Genomic DNA, 15,045 nt, shown 5'->3' with positions numbered 1-15,045 from the left:
TACCGCAGGAATGGATATGTACACGGTCCAACTGTGTTGACTGTCAGGCCGTCTTCGCAGGCAAGCCAGCTCCCACAGTTGGATTGCGGGGTGTCAGGTAGGTAAATGTCGGCTGGCAGGGCGTCAGGCAGCGCTGCGGATCTTGCGCAAAGCATCCGCCACCCATTGACCAAACGCATCCACCGGCCCTTGCAGGTTGCCGAGAAAATGCGGATAGATCAGCCACAAATCCATCACCGGCTTGAAGTCCTTGAGGGGCATCGCCGCCAGGTGCTCGCGATGAGCACTGCGTTCCAGCAACGGACGTGGCACCAGGCCAAGGCCGAGGCCGTCGGCCACCAGGCCCAGTTGCAGTTCGGTGCCGAAGGTTTCCAGGTTCACCCGCAGCGCCAGGCCCTGGTCAGACAAGGTGCGCTGCAACCCCGCACGGAACCCGCAACCGTCCGGGTTGAGGATCCAACCGCTCTGGTACACGTCCGCCAGCTTGCAAGGCTTCTTCGGCAACTGCGCCTTGGCACAGACCACCACCAACTCCATCTTGCCGATGGACTCACCGACCAGGTTGTCCGGGAAGATCTTGCCTGCGGGGAACAACGCCACCGCCGCATCCAGTTCGCCGCGTTCAATCTTGCCGACCAATTGGCTGCCCCAGCCGGTGGCAACCTGGGCGCGCAAGTCGGCGTATTCGCTGCGCAGGTGCTTGAGTGCGTCCAGCAGCACCACATCGCCGATGGTCTGCGGTACGCCCAGGCGCAGCACGCCGGTGGGCGGCGCATCGGTAGCCACCAGTTCGCGCAGGGCATCCATCTCGCGCAGGATCAACCGGCATTGCTCATAGACACGGGTACCGATCAGCGTTGGCTTGAGGGGCTTGGTGTTGCGGTCGAACAACTCCACTCCCAGGGCCTGCTCGAAGTTCTGCACGCGGCGGGTGATGGCTGGCTGGGTCAGCTGCAACGACGCGGCGGCATGGCTGATGGACTGGCAACGAATCACTTCGACAAAGGCATCGATATCGTCAATTTTCATTTGGGCCGCACATACAGATCAGTCATTAAGATGTGCGTGAAGCATAGTGGCCGCACACAGGTCTGGATAGCCCAGCCAGTGATCAATAACGTCTAACACTATTCAAACCGGTTCTAAATTACCTCCGGCTATAAGCTAATCATTAAAAAATAGCATATTAAAAATAAACATTATGCTTAGATAAAAGCATACCAACAGCCCGATGGAATGGTCATGACCCAGGCCCGACACCCCGAGAGACTCAGAGCCTTCATAGGCGCCCTGGCGGAATTGATCGACGGCAACCCGCGTGAAGGCGACCTGCTGCACCGTGGCGGCAAGCTGCTGGCGCAACTGGTCAGCCACGATGATTGGCTGCCCGACGAGTTCGCCCAGCCCGACCCCGAGCGCTACCAGCAATTCTTGCTGCATGCCGATTCGCGCCAGCGGTTCAGCGTGGTCAGCTTTGTATGGGGGCCAGGGCAACGCACGCCGATTCATGATCACAGGGTGTGGGGTCTGATCGGCATGTTGCGCGGGGCGGAGGTTTCCCAGGGGTTTGCCCGGGCGCCGGGCGCCAGCCTGATAGCGCGAGGCGAACCCGTGCAATTGCTGCCGGGCCAGGTCGAGGCAGTGTCGCCCAAGGTCGGCGATATCCACCAGGTCAGCAATGCCCACGGCGATCAGGTGTCCATCAGCATCCATGTATACGGCGCCAATATCGGTGCGGTGCGTCGGGCGGTGTATCAACCCGACGGCAGCGAGAAACTGTTTATCTCCGGTTATTCCAACGCCTATCTCCCGAACATCTGGGACCTGTCCAAAGAAAAGAGCCCTGCCCTATGACCACCCTATCGACCCGCAGCTTTGCGCAGATTCGCCAGGCCCTGTTGGCACGTGAAGAAGTCGCGCTGATCGACGTGCGTGAGGAAGCCCCCTTTGCCGAGGCCCATCCTCTGTTCGCCGCGAATATCCCCTTGTCCAAGCTGGAACTGGAGGTGTACGCGCGCATTCCACGCCGCGATACCCAGGTCACCCTGTACGACAACGGCGAAGGGCTGGCCCACCGCGCCGCCGAACGCCTGGTTGCACTGGGCTACACCCAGGTCAGCCTGCTGGAGGATGGGCTGGACGGTTGGCGCCGGGCCGGTGGCGAGCTGTTTATCGACGTCAATGTACCCAGCAAGGCGTTTGGCGAACTGGTGGAGAACCAGCGCCACACGCCGTCCCTGGCCGCCGAAGAGGTCAAGGCCCTGCTCGACAGCCAGGCCGATGTGGTGGTGCTCGATGCGCGCCGTTTCGACGAATACCAGACCATGAGCATCCCCACCAGCATCAGCGTGCCGGGGGCCGAGTTGGTGTTGCGCGCCCGTGAGCTGGCGCCCGATCCAGCCACGCGCATCATCGTCAATTGCGCCGGGCGCACCCGCAGCATTATCGGCACCCAGTCGTTGATTAACGCCGGCCTCCCCAACCCGGTGGCAGCCCTGCGCAACGGCACCATCGGCTGGACCTTGGCCGGGCAGACCCTCGCCCATGGCCAGGCGCGCCGCTTTGCGCCGACCTCGGAAAACCATCGCCAGCTCGCCGCCCAAAAGGCACGTGGTGTTGCCGATAAAGCCGGGGTCAAGCGTGCAACGCTCAATGACCTGCAGCGCTGGCAACAGGACGCGACCCGCACCACCTACCTGTTCGATGTGCGCACCGTAGAAGAATTCGAAGCCGGCCACCTGCCGGGCGCCCGCGCCACCCCGGGCGGGCAACTGGTGCAGGAAACCGATCACGTCGCCAGTGTGCGCGGTGCGCGCCTGGTACTGGTGGACGACGACGGTGTGCGCGCCAATATGTCCGCGTCATGGCTGGCCCAGTTGGGCTGGCAGGTCTCGGTGCTGGACGACCTGCAAGCCACGCACTTCAGCGAACGCGGTGCATGGGTCGCACCCGTGCCGCCACCGCCCCAGGCCGAACTGATCAGCCCCCACACCCTTGCCGACTGGCTCAGCCATGTCGACACACAGGTGCTGGACTTCACGGCCAGCGCCAACTACGTGAAACGTCATATCCCGGGAGCCTGGTGGGTGCTGCGCGCGCAACTGCCCGAGGCCCTGAGCAAGGTACCGAGCGCCCAGCGCTATGTGTTGACCTGCGGCAGCAGCCAGCTGGCGCGCCTGGCCGTGCCGGAAGTCGAGGCCCTCACCGGCAAACCGGTCTTTTTGCTGCAGGACGGCACGGCCGGCTGGATCCATGCGCAACTGCCCCTTGAGTCAGGCGAAAGCCACCTGGCGTCCCCGCGTATCGACCGCTACCGCCGCCCTTACGAAGGCACCGACAACCCACGGGAGGCCATGCAGGCTTACCTGGATTGGGAGTTCGGCCTCGTGGAACAACTGGCCCGCGACGGCACCCATGGTTTCTACGTGATCTGATTCACCGCTGCACCGTTTCGCTCAACCGACCCCTTCTCCAGGCGGAGGTACTTTCCTTTACCTAACGCCTGGAGTTTTTCCCATGCTGTACGCCATTCCATTCAAACGCCTGTTGCTGGGCGCTGCACTCGCCCTCGGCCTGCTTTCCACCGTCCAGGCTGGCGACCTGCAACCGCTGCGCGTGGCCAACCAGAAATCCACGATCAAGGCGCTGCTGGAAGCCTCGGGCGAAAGCCAGAACGTGCCCTACGAGATCAAATGGTCGGAATTCCCCTCGGCCTCGCCCCTGGGCGAAGCGCTGAACGCCGGCGCTGTGGATGTCGGCGCCCTGGGCGATGCCCCTTATGTGTTCGCCCTCGGCGCCGGTGCCTCGATCAAGGTGATCAGCATCATCCATGCCGAGGGCCGTAACACCACCGCGCTGCTGGTGCCCAAGGATTCACCGATCAAGACCCCGGCCGACCTCAAGGGCAAGAAGATCGTCACCGGGCGCGGCTCCATCGGGCATTACCTGGCGATCAAGGCCCTGAACGATGCCGGGCTGACCACCCAGGATGTGCAGTTCATCTTCCTGCTGCCCGCCGAATCCCGGCTGGTACTCGACAACGGCACCGCCGATGCCTGGGCGACGTGGGACCCTTACACCACCGTGGTCACCTCACAGAGCAATGCTCGCGTGCTGGTGAGCGGCAAGCACCTGCTGAGCAATCACCTGTACTTCGCCGCCACCGGCCAGGCCATTGCCGACAAGCGCGTGCAACTGGACGACTTTGTCGCCCGCATTGATCGCGCCTACGCCTGGGCCAATACCCATCCCGAGCAATACGCCGCTGCCCAAGCCAAGATCACTGGCCTGCCACTGGCCGTGCATATAGAAGTGGCCCAAGACACCCATCTTTCCCCGGTCACGATTGACGATACGGTGATCCATGGCCTGCAAACCACCGCCGACACCTATGTAAAAGAAGGCCTGCTGAGCAAACACATCGACGTCTCCCAGGGCTTCGATTCCAGCTTCAACGCCAAGCGTATCCCCCTCGAACAAGCCTCGCGCTAAGGAGCAGAACATGAGCAAGCCACGTCAATTGAAACTCGGTGCCATGGTGCACGGTGTCGGCCACGGTTGGGGCGAATGGCGCCACCCGCAGGCACAACCCGACGCCAGCACGAATTTCGGCTTCTACAAGCAGCAGACCGAACTGGCCGAAGCCGCCCGGTTCGACTTCGTGTTCATCGCCGACAGCCTGCATATCCACCCCAAGTCCAGCCCCCATTACCTCAACCGTTTCGAGCCGCTGACGATCCTCTCGGCCCTGGCCGCGCTGACCACTCACATCGGCCTGGTCGCCACCGTGACCGTCAGTTACACCGAGCCTTACCAGGTAGCACGCCAGTTCGCCTCCCTGGACCACATCAGCGGCGGCCGCGCCGGCTGGAACGTCGTCACCTCGTGGCTGAGTGGCACCGCCGATAACTTCGGCAAGGCCGAGCATCCGCCCCACGCCGTGCGCTACCGCATCGCCAAGGAACACCTGAATGTGGTCAAGGGTCTGTGGGATTCCTGGGAGGACGACGCCTTTGCCTATAACAAACACAGCGGCGAATTCTTCACCCCAGGCAAGTTGCATGCGCTTAACCACAAGGGCGAATTCTTCTCGGTCAAAGGCCCGCTGAACATCGCGCGTTCGCGCCAGGGCCAACCGGCGATTTTCCAGGCAGGCACTTCGGAGGATGGGCGTAACTTTGCCGCTGAAAACGCCGATGCGATTTTCGTGCATGTGGAAACTATCGATGAGGCCAAGGCCTACAGCGCCGATTTGAAACGCCGCGCCAAGGGCTTTGGCCGCGACCCGGACAGCCTGTCGATCCTGCCGGGCATCCGCCCGATTGTCGGGCGCGATGCCGCCGAAGTGGAAAGCCGCTACCAGCAAGCCGTGGCGCTGGTCACCGTGGAAGACGCCATTGTCGCCCTCGGCCGGCCGTTCAACGACCATGATTTCAGCCAGTACCCGCTGGATGCGCCCTTCCCTGAACTGGGCGACCTGGGCGCCAACAGCCAGAAAGGTGGCTCCGAACGTATCAAGCAACTGGCCCGTGACGAAGGCCTGACCCTGCGCGAAGTGGCCCTGCGTTTCTCGCGGCCCCAGCGCGACTTTGTCGGCACCCCGGAACAGGTCGCGGATGCCATCCAGACCTGGTTCGAGAGCGGCGCCAGCGATGGTTTCATCATCAACTCGGTACTGCCGGATGGCCTGCAGTATTTCACTGAGTTGGTGGTGCCGGTGCTTCAACAGCGAGGGTTGTTCCGTACCGAGTACAGCGGCCACACCCTACGGGACAACCTCGGCCTGGAAGTGCCAGCGAACCGCTACAGCGTGATCGAAGCCACCGAACAAGCCCTGGCCTGAATACTACCCCCTGTAGGAGCGAGCTTGCTCGCGAAGAACGCCCACGATAACGCGCACTTCCTGAATAAACGCGGCGCCTGTGAGTTTTTCGCGAGCAAGCTCGCTCCTACAAGGGGGTCAGGGCTTGCCACCCTCCCACATTTTTGACCGAGTACAGACTTATGACTCAACCGTCTCTCAAGGCTGTGGAAGCCATCGATTTCGACGCCCTGCTTGATCATCTCAGCGCCGAGCTGGCCAGTACCGCGCCCCTCTATGACGAAAGCGGCGCCTTCCCCCACGCTAATTTCAAGCTCCTGCACCAACACCAACTCATCGCCCTGACCGTGCCGAAAAAACTCGGCGGCGGTGGCGCCAGCCTGTCCCAGGCGCGCAAGGTCATTAGCGCCATCGCCAAGGGCGAACCGTCCACGGCATTGATCCTGGTGATGCAATACCTGCAACACGCCCGCCTGCAAGACAACCAGAGCTGGCCCGCACACCTGCGCGTGCAGGTCGCGCAGGAGGCGGTGCAGAACGGCGCGCTGATCAATGCCCTGCGTGTCGAACCTGACCTTGGCACCCCAGCCCGTGGCGGTTTGCCGGCCACCACCGCCGTGCGCACCGCCGACGGCTGGCGTATCAGTGGGCGCAAGCTCTACTCCACCGGCAGCCATGGCCTGAGCTGGTTCAGCGTGTGGGCGCGCAGCGATGACGCCGACCCGCTGGTAGGCGCCTGGCTGGTGCCCAAGGCCAGCCCCGGCGTCAGCATCATCGACACCTGGGACCACTTGGGCATGCGCGCCACCTGCAGCCATGAGGTGGTGTTGGACAACGTATGGGTGCCCCTGGACCATGCGGTCAGCGTCAGCCCCTGGAGCGCCCCGCAAGCGGAGCTGGATGGCGAAGGATTCCTCTGGATGTCGGTGTTGTTGTCCTCGGTGTACGACGCCGTGGCCCAGGCGGCACGAGACCGGCTGGTGGACTGGCTGGAGGAGCGCAAGCCGTCGAATCTCGGCGCGGCACTGTCCACCCTGCCGCGTTTTCAGGAGACCGTCGGCCATATCGACACTTTGCTGTTCGCCAACCGTAGCCTGCTCGATGCTGCTGCCGCAGGCCACACGCCGACGGCCAATGCCGCACAAGTGAAGTACCTGGTGACCGGCAATGCGATCCGTGCGGTCGAGCTGGCCATCGAAGCCTCGGGCAACCCTGGCCTGTCACGGCACAGCCCACTGCAACGGCATTACCGCGATGTGCTGTGCAGCCGCATCCACACTCCGCAAAATGACGCCGTGCTGCAAGGCGTCGGCAAAGCTGTGTTCAACCAGCGCCAAAAGGAACGCACATGAGCCAGGTGATTATTGCCAGCCAACTGGACGAAGATTACAACCAGGTGATCCGGGAGCGCCTTGCCCCACTGCACCCCGAAGCCCAGGTAATCGGCGTGCCGGTCGGTGTGCCCAGTGACTTGCCGGCCCACGCCAATATCCTGCTGCTGCGCCCGATCAATGTGCGGGGCTACACCGCCCCCGACACCCCGCCACCGGGCTGGCCCTACGGCGCACAGTGGGTGCACCTGGTGTCGTCGGGTATCGACTTCTACCCCCAGTGGCTATTCAACGGCCCACCCGTGACCACTTCCCGTGGCAGCGCCGCCGATAACCTGGCCGAGTTCGCCCTGGCGGCGATCTTTGCCGCGGCCAAGCATTTGCCGGACATCTGGGTAAAGGATGCCCAGTGGCAGTTCACCGCGCTGCGCCCGCTCAAGGGCACCACGCTGGGCCTTTTGGGCTTTGGCGCGATTGGCACAAGCCTGGCGCAAAAGGCTCTGGCACTGGGGCTCAAGGTGGTGGCGCTGCGTCAAAGCACAACCCCGTTCGGCCTCGATGGCGTGGAAGCGGCCAAGGACATCCACGACCTGTTTGCCCGCGCCGATCACCTGGTGGTGGCGGCCCCCCTGACCGAAGCAACGCGGCATATCATCGATCGTAATGTACTGGCCAGCGCAAAGCCGGGGCTGCACCTGATCAATATCGCCCGCGGTGGCCTGCTCGATCAGCAAGCGCTGTTGCACGCGTTGGATAACAACCAGATCGGCCTGGCTTCCCTCGACGTCACCGAGCCAGAGCCACTGCCCGATGGGCATCCGCTGTACAGCCATCCGAGGGTACGGCTGTCGCCGCATACTTCGGCTATTTCGACCCGCAGCAAGGAGGAAATTGCGGATACGTTCCTGGCTAATCTGGAACGGTATGTGGCGGGCCTTGAGTTAAGTAACCTCGCGAATGTCTGACGGCTTGCCCGCAAAGGGGGGGCCAGCCACTGAATATTCAACTGAGCCACCGCTATCGCCGGCAAGCCAGCTCCCACAGGTTTTGGGAAGGTGGCTGGAGAAGTTCATTTGATGCGGTAGTGGAAGGTGTTGCGCACTGCCGGTACGGCAACAGCTTTGCCATCGACGATTCTCGGCTGGTAGCGAAAAGTATTGGCCGCCGCCAATGAGGGCCTGATGAACAACGGGTGACAGCCTTCCAATACCTTGGGGTTTTCCACGTGCCCCTGGGTGTTGACGGTGTACTCCACCGAGCAGTCGCCTTCGATGTTCTTGTCCAGGGCGCGTTCGGGGTAGTCGGGGGCGGCCTTGCTCAAGGGTTGGTACTGGCGGCTGTCGAATGCAGGGGTAGGCGCAGGCACGGCGGCTCGGGCTTTTTCCGAAGCGGCACGCTCCTGACTCAGACGTTGCTGTTCCAACGCCCGATTGCGCTGCTCGGTCGCCATGCGCTGCTGTTGTTGCTCGAGTTTCTTTTCTTCAACCCGCTTGCGCGCCAGCGCGGCTTTCTCGAGCTTTTGCGCCTGCACCTGCGGATCAACCGTCGGCCTGGTCGGTACCGGGATGACAACAGGTTCTGCCAGCGCGGCAGCTACGGGCTCGGGTGTCGGCACAGGCGCCGGCGCCGGAGCGGGTAAAACCACCAACTGCGTGTGCATCACCCGCGGCGCATCCACCCCTGGTCGCTCCGTCGACCAGCCCAGCATCAACGCCACTGCCACCGCACCATGCAGCGCCACGGCCAGACTCGCTGCCAGGCTTTTACGCCATAAACCATCGCCGTTGGGCGCCAAGGCCAGTGCCGGACTGTGCATGATCATCGCCGTCATTGCGGGGCCTCGGTGACGAGCCCAAGATTGCTGACGCCGCCCTTCTGCAGCACCGCCATGGCCGCCACTACACGGCCATAACCTGCATTGTCGTCAGCACGGATATACACCTGGGTATCGCTGCGCGCCGCCACCACCTGCATGACCTTGGCGCTCATTTCTTCCAGGGTCACCGCGCTGTCGGTCTGCTGGAGCGTATCCAGCTCGCCACCCAGGTTCCAGTAGTAGCCACCGTCCGCCTTCACCGACAACGTCAGGATCTGCTGGCGCGTATCGGTGGCCAGCGCCTCGGCGGCGACCTTGGGTAGTTCGATCTTCACGCCCTGGGTGAGCATGGGCGCGGTGACCATGAAGATCACCAGCAGCACCAGCATCACGTCGATGTAGGGCACCACATTCATCTCGGCCTTGGGCCCGTGCTTGCGTTGCGGCCTGATCAACATCGCTTTGCTCCTTGTTCAGGCGGCCACGGCCAGGTTGTTCGAGGTACCGCGCAGTGTGCGGTGCAGGTGCACTTGCAGCTCATTGCCAAAAGCGTAGTAGCGCGTGAGCAAAGTCTGGCTGCGGGCCGCAAAGCGGTTATAGGCGACTACTGCCGGAATCGCCGCAAACAGGCCAATGGCCGTGGCAATCAAGGCTTCTGCTATACCGGGTGCCACGGTCGATAGCGTAGCCTGTTGCACCTGCGACAAGCCGAGGAACGAATTCATGATGCCCCATACAGTCCCGAACAGGCCGATATAGGGGCTGACCGACCCCACCGTCGCCAGAAACTGCAGGCCTTTTTCCAGCTCCAGCTCCTGGTCGGTGATCGCAACCTGCAAGGCGCGCTCCACACCCTCGAGCACTGCCGGATCGTGGTGGTGCAGATGCTGGTATTCCTGCATGCCGGCAATAAAGATCGGCGCCACACCGCCCTCGCCCGCCTGCACGGTGTCGCGATACAAGGGTTGCAGGTCCGACGCCACGCGAAAGCGCGCCAGGAAGCCGTTGAGCTGCCGTTCCAGACCACGCAGTACACTGCTGCGCTGAATGATCAGGTACCAGCTGAGCAAGGAAGCCAGCAGCAAAGTGACCATCACAGCCTTGACCAACAGGCTGGCGTCGCTGATCAAACTCCAGATCGTCATATGTTCCATCGTCGCGTGCATGGTAAAGCTCCTATTCGATTAAAAACGGATGACTGCGTGATGACAGCTCAGGGTAATTTCAACGCGCGGCTCACCTCGGCCCAGGGCACGAACTTGAAGTTCTGGGCTTGCTCGGGCATGCGCTTGCGCCCGTCCTGCACCACCAGCATGCCCTGGTTCCATGGCCCGCCGAGGTTGACGGCAGTGACCTCAAGGCCATCGGTTTCCGAGGCGCCATCAATGCCTGCGGCCGCATTGAGGCCAACGCGCAAGGCGCCGTGCACAGCGAATGGCGGCTCGGCGTCCAGCACCAGGTAGCTGTCATTGCCTTGGCTGGAGATCACGAGGTAATCCCGCGCGGGGCTTTGATACAGCGCCAGGCCTTCGACATCTGCGTGCAGTTGCGGGCCGACTTTGATCACCGGAGTGAGCGTGGCCGGTTGGTCGGCACGGGCATCCATCGCCCACACGCCGACATCTTCCTCACCGATAAACAAGCGTTGACGCTGGTCATCAGCCACACAGCCCTCGGGCTGGCTGTCGACCTTGAACTGACGCACCAACTCGCCCTGCACACGGCCAGCCGGTGCACTCAGGCGGTATTGCAGGAAGGTGCCATCCTTGTCATTGGCGAACGCGTAGAGCTCACCGCTGGCGGGCTGGTACAGGCAGATGCCGTAGATGTCCTTGAGTGGCGTGGGGACCTCACCGGCTTCAAGCAACTCGCCGCTCTGGCGGTCGATGCTGAACAGGCTCAGGCTATTGCGGTCGCGATTACTCGCCACGGCCAGGTCGACGGTGTGCGTACCGAGTTTGAAGCCAGGGCGTATGTCGACATTGTTCAGGCGCCCCACTGCCAGCTCCTGCAGCAGCTTGCCGTCAAGATCGTAGGCCAACAGGCCCTGTTTCTTGTTGGTCCCCAGCACGCGACTTTTGGCCGGCGTTTCAGGGTGAACCCAGATGGCCGGGTCATCCGCCGCGTCGCCTTGGCGACCCACGGGTTCGGTCTGGCGCAGTGCGGCGACTTGCGCAAGTATCGGCGCAACCGGCACCGGCGTGGCTTGCCAGTCAAGGCGGCCCTGATAGAGCTGCTCGCTGTCGTCGTCCCGCACCAGCAGTTGCCGGCCCTGTATCACCAACTGCTCCGGTTCCTTGAGGCCCGGCAAGGCCAGGCTGGGTTGCTCAACCCAACGTTCCCCGACTTGCTGGAACAGGTGCAATTGCGCGGTTTTCGGGTCCAACGCGAGCATCCCGCCCGGCACCAGGGCCATGGCGCCTGCTTCGCGCTGGGGATCGTCGAACAGCGCCACGGGCGTGCGCTTCACCTCGGCTTCCGGGTGCGCCGGGTAGGCCCACCAGCCGACGTTTTGCTCGTTCACCACCAATCGCTCGGCCGCATCATCCACTTGGCAGTATTGCGCCGATGGCGGCAGTGGCAGGCTGCGAACACGCTGCGCCTGGGCCAACAGCGTCGAATCATTGCCCACCAGCCACTGCTCGCCCTTGCCCTCTTCACCGACCAGAAACACAAACAGGTTGGCCGCCGAATCGCGATAGAGGCACAGGCTATTTACCGCGAAGTCGCGGGTCGGCAGGTACAGCGGCGTACCCCAGGTTTTGCCGGCGCCATCGAGACCGATCAGCAAGGCCTGCTGGCGGTCGTTATCGAGGCTGGCGATCAGCGATTGAGTGCCGGCAGCGCGTGTGTCGAGGCTGCTGAAACGGCCTTTGAAGCGGGCCAGTTCGACGCCTTTATCGTCGAGCAGCAGCAGGCCGTCGCGGGCACTGGCGGCCACGCGCTGGGTGCCGCCGGGCAGGAAGGCAACGGCCTGGGCGTTCAGGCTGGGTGCCCAAGGGGTCAGCGGTAGGTCAGTGGCGAACGCATTGGCGCTGCTAACCAGTACGACCAGCAGGCACAGCTTGGAAATTCTCATGAACAGACAATCCTTCGAAAACAATGGAGATCCCGTTTGGGAGGGCTTGCCCTGATGCCCTGTAGGAGCGAGCTTGCTCGCGAAAAACTCCCAGGCGCCGCATTCATTCAGGCGCCCCGCGTCATCGTTGAAGTTTTTCGCGAGCGCGCTCGCTCCTACAGGGGCCAGGGTTAGAAATGGGTGAAGGTCAGGCCCAACTTGTAGGTGGGGCTGTACTCTTCGTACTGGCCGTTGTAGCTACGGTGGCCGGTGTAGACGAAGTACGACTCGTCGGTGAGGTTCTGTGCCTCGAAGCTGACCTGCAGGTTCTTGGTCAGTGAGTAGCGCGCACTGAAATCAACGAAGGTTTGCGCGTCGACGTGCAGGTCATGGGCCTTGTCATTGATCGACGCCAACTCATACAAATAGGCCGATTTGTAATTGGCCGACAGGCGCAGGCTGAGGGTGTCGTCTTCCCAACCGAGCATCAGGTTGCCGACCGTGTCCGACTGGTTGGGCAGGCTGATGTTGCGCTTGCGATTGCGCCCGCTGGCACTGTCGAAGCCCTCGATGTCCGCGCGGGAACGGCTGAAGGTGCTGTTGGCACCGATCATCAGGCCGTTCCATGGCGCAGGCAGCCAGTCGAACTTCTGTGAGTAGGCCAGTTCCAGGCCATACAGTTTGGCGCTGTCGCCGTTGGCAAAGGTGTGCGCCTCGGCGAAGTTGGCCCAGGCACCGGTACCAGCCACGTCGGTGTTGTAGACGAAGTTCTGGATGTCTTTGTAGAACACGAAGGCCGACACGGTACCGGCACGGCCCATGAAATGCTCGATGCCCAGGTCCAGGTTGCTTGATTCCAGAGGCTTGAGGTCCGGGTTGCCGAACGTGGCCTCGTCATCGTCAATCACAAAACCCGGGGCCAGTTGGCCAAAGGTCGGACGCACCACCGATTTGGTCCAGGCGGCGCGCACTTGGGTGTTCTTGTCAATCTGGTAGCGCGCATGCAGGCCCGGCAGCCAGTGGTGATAACGGCGCTTGGTCTCGGTGGCGCTGAACTGGCCGTCCGTGGCACCGGTGCCCTTGGCTTCGAACTCGGTACCCTCGTAACGCATACCGGCGATGAAGCGCCAGTCGTCAATATCGACGGTGTTCATCAGGTAGCCGGCATTGATGTCTTCGCGGATGGTGAAGTCGTTGACAGTGGATTCGGTCGGGTCATAGAAGTCATCGCGATTGAGGCCGCCGATCAACTGACGGATATTGCCCGCGCTGATACCTGGGCCAAAGCGGCCGAGGCGGTAGTCGACGTTGCCCTTCTGGAACTGCGTTAGGTTGAGTTGTTCATCGCTCAAGCCCTGTTCATCCAGGTCCTTGTAGACCCAGGCCTCCAGGTCATTGTCCTTGTGGCGCCGGCTGACCTTGCCGCCGAACTTGAACTGGGATGCGTAACCGCTGAGGTCATAGTCGCGGGCCAGGTCCAGGCGCAGGTTCTTCTCGGTGTCCTGGGTGTGCTGTTTTTCCCAGTCGACTTTGTCCAGGCTGAAATTGGCGGGGTCGTAGAAACCGCTACCAACGAGCGGGCGCGGCTTGGCCGTGTCGTAGAAGCCGCTGTCGGCAAAGTCACCGCCGTCGAAGGTCGCACCGGCAATATGCCCCGGGCTGTCTTCACTGGAACGGCTGTAACCGGCCTGGCCGCTCAAGGTCCACAGGCCGAGCATGCGTTCACCGCCCACTACGTAGGACTGGATTTGCTGGGTTTCCTCGCGGTTCTTGAGCTTGCGTTTGCCCTCGGCGTCGCCCAATTCGCCGGGCGCTTGCGGGTCTGCAAACTCGAGGCTGGCAGCGTTGCGGGTTTCGGTGTCCTTGTAGCGACTGTAGAGGGTGCGCAGGTAGTAGCTGCTGAGGTCATCGGGCTTGTAATCGAAGTTAAGGCCACCACCCGCGCGTTCACGGCTGATGTCGTAGTCGCGCTGCTCGAATTCGTTGAGCCGGGCGCCGTTGCTGAAGTCCCAGGCGCCGCCGGTTTCGACGTTGTCCGAGCCGAAATCACGCTTCTGCCAACTGAGGGCCGCGGCCACGCCAAAGTTGTCGATACCGTCGCCGAGGCTGAACCGGTTACTGGCGGCGCCGGAGAATTTGGGGCTGGTCTGGTGCGTGTTCTTGTCGTAGCTGGCCTCGGTGCTGCCGGTATAGAACAGGCCCTTGTGGTCGAACGCCGAAAGGCTTTTCACATCGACGGTGCCGCCGAGGGAGTTGGCGTCCATGTCCGGTGTGAGCGTCTTGATCACCGACAGCGACTGCACCAACTCCGAAGGCAGAACATCGAGGGCCACGGCGCGGCGCTCGCTCTCGGGGGATGGCACCAGGGTGCCGTTGATGGTCACGCTGTTGAGGTCCGGGCCCAGGCCGCGCACGCTGACAAAGCGGCCTTCACCCTGGTCACGTTCAACGCTGATGCCCGGCAAGCGCTGCACCGCCTCGGCAACGTTCTCATCCGGCAACTGGGCGACGCCGTCGGCATGCACCACGCTCTTGATACTGTCGGAAGAGCGCTGCTCCTTGAGGGCGCTGTCGATCGCAGCGGCTTGGCCGACCACATCGACATGCTCGGTGGCCGCTTCCGCGGCGTTGAGCCGCTCGCAGGCTATCGCCAGAGCCAAGGCGGTAAGCGTAAAGCTGACGAGCCCGGTGCGCTTGTACATGAAACCCTCCCCAAGAATCCGTTGGCGCCAGGCAAGGGGCCCGGCAACTGGGAGGGCACGCTAGGGGGCAGGCGTGACGGTTCTGTGACAAGGTTGCGGGCAGAGCCTGTCAAAGCGGGGTTTACAGGCTTCTGGAGCGGATAAATGAGCTGAAATGACCTCAGTCAGATGCGGGAGCAAGCGGGCTTGCCTGCGAAGACGGCAGTTCAATCGACAGAGAAGTCGAATGTGCCGCCCAGGTAACCACGATGCGAAGCGAGCCGCTCTTGCTCTTGCTCTTGCTCTTGCTCTTGCTCTTGCTCTTGCTCTTGCTCTTG

The 15,045-nt window shown here is 62.6% G+C and carries 12 protein-coding genes; 6 read left to right on the top strand and 6 right to left on the bottom strand.

The window, feature by feature from the left end; translation table 11 throughout:
- Positions 1–123 precede the first annotated feature (123 nt).
- On the bottom strand, positions 124–1,029 hold the full coding sequence (locus AC1RAC_RS28175; protein ID WP_096143869.1) for a LysR family transcriptional regulator: 906 nt from the start codon (positions 1,027–1,029) through the stop codon (positions 124–126).
- A 213-nt stretch (positions 1,030–1,242) separates the two neighbouring features.
- Here AC1RAC_RS28175 and AC1RAC_RS28170 point away from each other — a divergent pair, with 213 nt between their 5' ends.
- From AC1RAC_RS28170 to AC1RAC_RS28145, 6 genes are all read left to right on the top strand, one after another.
- Positions 1,243–1,854: a cysteine dioxygenase family protein gene (locus tag AC1RAC_RS28170; RefSeq protein WP_054898673.1), complete on the top strand. Its 612-nt coding sequence runs from the start codon at positions 1,243–1,245 to the stop codon at positions 1,852–1,854.
- Positions 1,851–3,434 (top strand): rhodanese-related sulfurtransferase, encoded by a 1,584-nt coding sequence (locus AC1RAC_RS28165; RefSeq protein WP_492617177.1) that lies wholly within the window; start codon positions 1,851–1,853, stop codon positions 3,432–3,434. Before AC1RAC_RS28170 ends, AC1RAC_RS28165 begins: the two co-directional genes overlap by 4 nt.
- An 82-nt stretch (positions 3,435–3,516) precedes the next feature.
- A complete protein-coding gene (locus tag AC1RAC_RS28160; RefSeq protein WP_492617176.1) occupies positions 3,517–4,491 on the top strand; it encodes an ABC transporter substrate-binding protein in 975 nt (324 codons plus the stop codon).
- A gap of 10 nt (positions 4,492–4,501) precedes the next feature.
- On the top strand, positions 4,502–5,842 hold the full coding sequence (locus AC1RAC_RS28155) for an LLM class flavin-dependent oxidoreductase (protein WP_034127403.1): 1,341 nt from the start codon (positions 4,502–4,504) through the stop codon (positions 5,840–5,842).
- Positions 5,843–6,003: 161 nt separating this feature from the next.
- The gene (locus tag AC1RAC_RS28150; protein WP_198791235.1) at positions 6,004–7,173 is read left to right on the top strand and encodes an acyl-CoA dehydrogenase family protein; all 1,170 of its coding nucleotides are present in this window, start codon (positions 6,004–6,006) and stop codon (positions 7,171–7,173) included.
- Positions 7,170–8,117: a D-isomer specific 2-hydroxyacid dehydrogenase family protein gene (locus AC1RAC_RS28145; RefSeq protein WP_054898668.1), complete on the top strand. Its 948-nt coding sequence runs from the start codon at positions 7,170–7,172 to the stop codon at positions 8,115–8,117. Before AC1RAC_RS28150 ends, AC1RAC_RS28145 begins: the two co-directional genes overlap by 4 nt.
- Positions 8,118–8,221: 104 nt before the next feature.
- On the opposite strand, the gene AC1RAC_RS28140 is transcribed toward AC1RAC_RS28145, so the two are convergent.
- The 5 genes from AC1RAC_RS28140 to AC1RAC_RS28120 form a co-directional block, all read right to left on the bottom strand.
- The gene (locus AC1RAC_RS28140) at positions 8,222–8,983 is read right to left on the bottom strand and encodes an energy transducer TonB (RefSeq protein WP_054898667.1); all 762 of its coding nucleotides are present in this window, start codon (positions 8,981–8,983) and stop codon (positions 8,222–8,224) included.
- Positions 8,980–9,426 carry a protein TolR gene (gene tolR / locus AC1RAC_RS28135; protein WP_054898666.1) on the bottom strand — a complete coding sequence of 149 codons (447 nt, stop codon included), beginning with the start codon at positions 9,424–9,426 and terminating at the stop codon, positions 8,980–8,982. Before tolR ends, AC1RAC_RS28140 begins: the two co-directional genes overlap by 4 nt.
- Before the next feature lie 15 nt (positions 9,427–9,441).
- Positions 9,442–10,134, bottom strand: a complete 693-nt coding sequence (tolQ, locus tag AC1RAC_RS28130; RefSeq protein ID WP_198862104.1) for a protein TolQ — start codon at positions 10,132–10,134, stop codon at positions 9,442–9,444.
- A 47-nt stretch (positions 10,135–10,181) separates the two neighbouring features.
- Positions 10,182–12,047: a phytase gene (locus tag AC1RAC_RS28125; RefSeq protein ID WP_492617175.1), complete on the bottom strand. Its 1,866-nt coding sequence runs from the start codon at positions 12,045–12,047 to the stop codon at positions 10,182–10,184.
- A gap of 170 nt (positions 12,048–12,217) precedes the next feature.
- Complete coding sequence (locus tag AC1RAC_RS28120) at positions 12,218–14,728, bottom strand: TonB-dependent receptor (RefSeq protein WP_492617174.1); 2,511 nt, start codon at positions 14,726–14,728, stop codon at positions 12,218–12,220.
- Positions 14,729–15,045: the final 317 nt, after the last annotated feature.

Source organism: Pseudomonas sp. GW823-FHT02F05 (assembly GCF_058797315.1).
This window is presented reverse-complemented; position numbering and strand designations above follow the sequence as displayed.

What these genes read in the sequence shown, in the direction of transcription:
- AC1RAC_RS28175 (WP_096143869.1), bottom strand. Translation starts at nt 1,029, where the DNA reads ATGAAAATTGACGATATCGATGCCTTTGTCGAAGTGATTCGTTGCCAG.
- AC1RAC_RS28170 (WP_054898673.1), top strand. Translation starts at nt 1,243, where the DNA reads ATGACCCAGGCCCGACACCCCGAGAGACTCAGAGCCTTCATAGGCGCC.
- AC1RAC_RS28165 (WP_492617177.1), top strand. Translation starts at nt 1,851, where the DNA reads ATGACCACCCTATCGACCCGCAGCTTTGCGCAGATTCGCCAGGCCCTG.
- AC1RAC_RS28160 (WP_492617176.1), top strand. Translation starts at nt 3,517, where the DNA reads ATGCTGTACGCCATTCCATTCAAACGCCTGTTGCTGGGCGCTGCACTC.
- AC1RAC_RS28155 (WP_034127403.1), top strand. Translation starts at nt 4,502, where the DNA reads ATGAGCAAGCCACGTCAATTGAAACTCGGTGCCATGGTGCACGGTGTC.
- AC1RAC_RS28150 (WP_198791235.1), top strand. Translation starts at nt 6,004, where the DNA reads ATGACTCAACCGTCTCTCAAGGCTGTGGAAGCCATCGATTTCGACGCC.
- AC1RAC_RS28145 (WP_054898668.1), top strand. Translation starts at nt 7,170, where the DNA reads ATGAGCCAGGTGATTATTGCCAGCCAACTGGACGAAGATTACAACCAG.
- AC1RAC_RS28140 (WP_054898667.1), bottom strand. Translation starts at nt 8,983, where the DNA reads ATGACGGCGATGATCATGCACAGTCCGGCACTGGCCTTGGCGCCCAAC.
- tolR (WP_054898666.1), bottom strand. Translation starts at nt 9,426, where the DNA reads ATGTTGATCAGGCCGCAACGCAAGCACGGGCCCAAGGCCGAGATGAAT.
- tolQ (WP_198862104.1), bottom strand. Translation starts at nt 10,134, where the DNA reads ATGCACGCGACGATGGAACATATGACGATCTGGAGTTTGATCAGCGAC.
- AC1RAC_RS28125 (WP_492617175.1), bottom strand. Translation starts at nt 12,047, where the DNA reads ATGAGAATTTCCAAGCTGTGCCTGCTGGTCGTACTGGTTAGCAGCGCC.
- AC1RAC_RS28120 (WP_492617174.1), bottom strand. Translation starts at nt 14,728, where the DNA reads ATGTACAAGCGCACCGGGCTCGTCAGCTTTACGCTTACCGCCTTGGCT.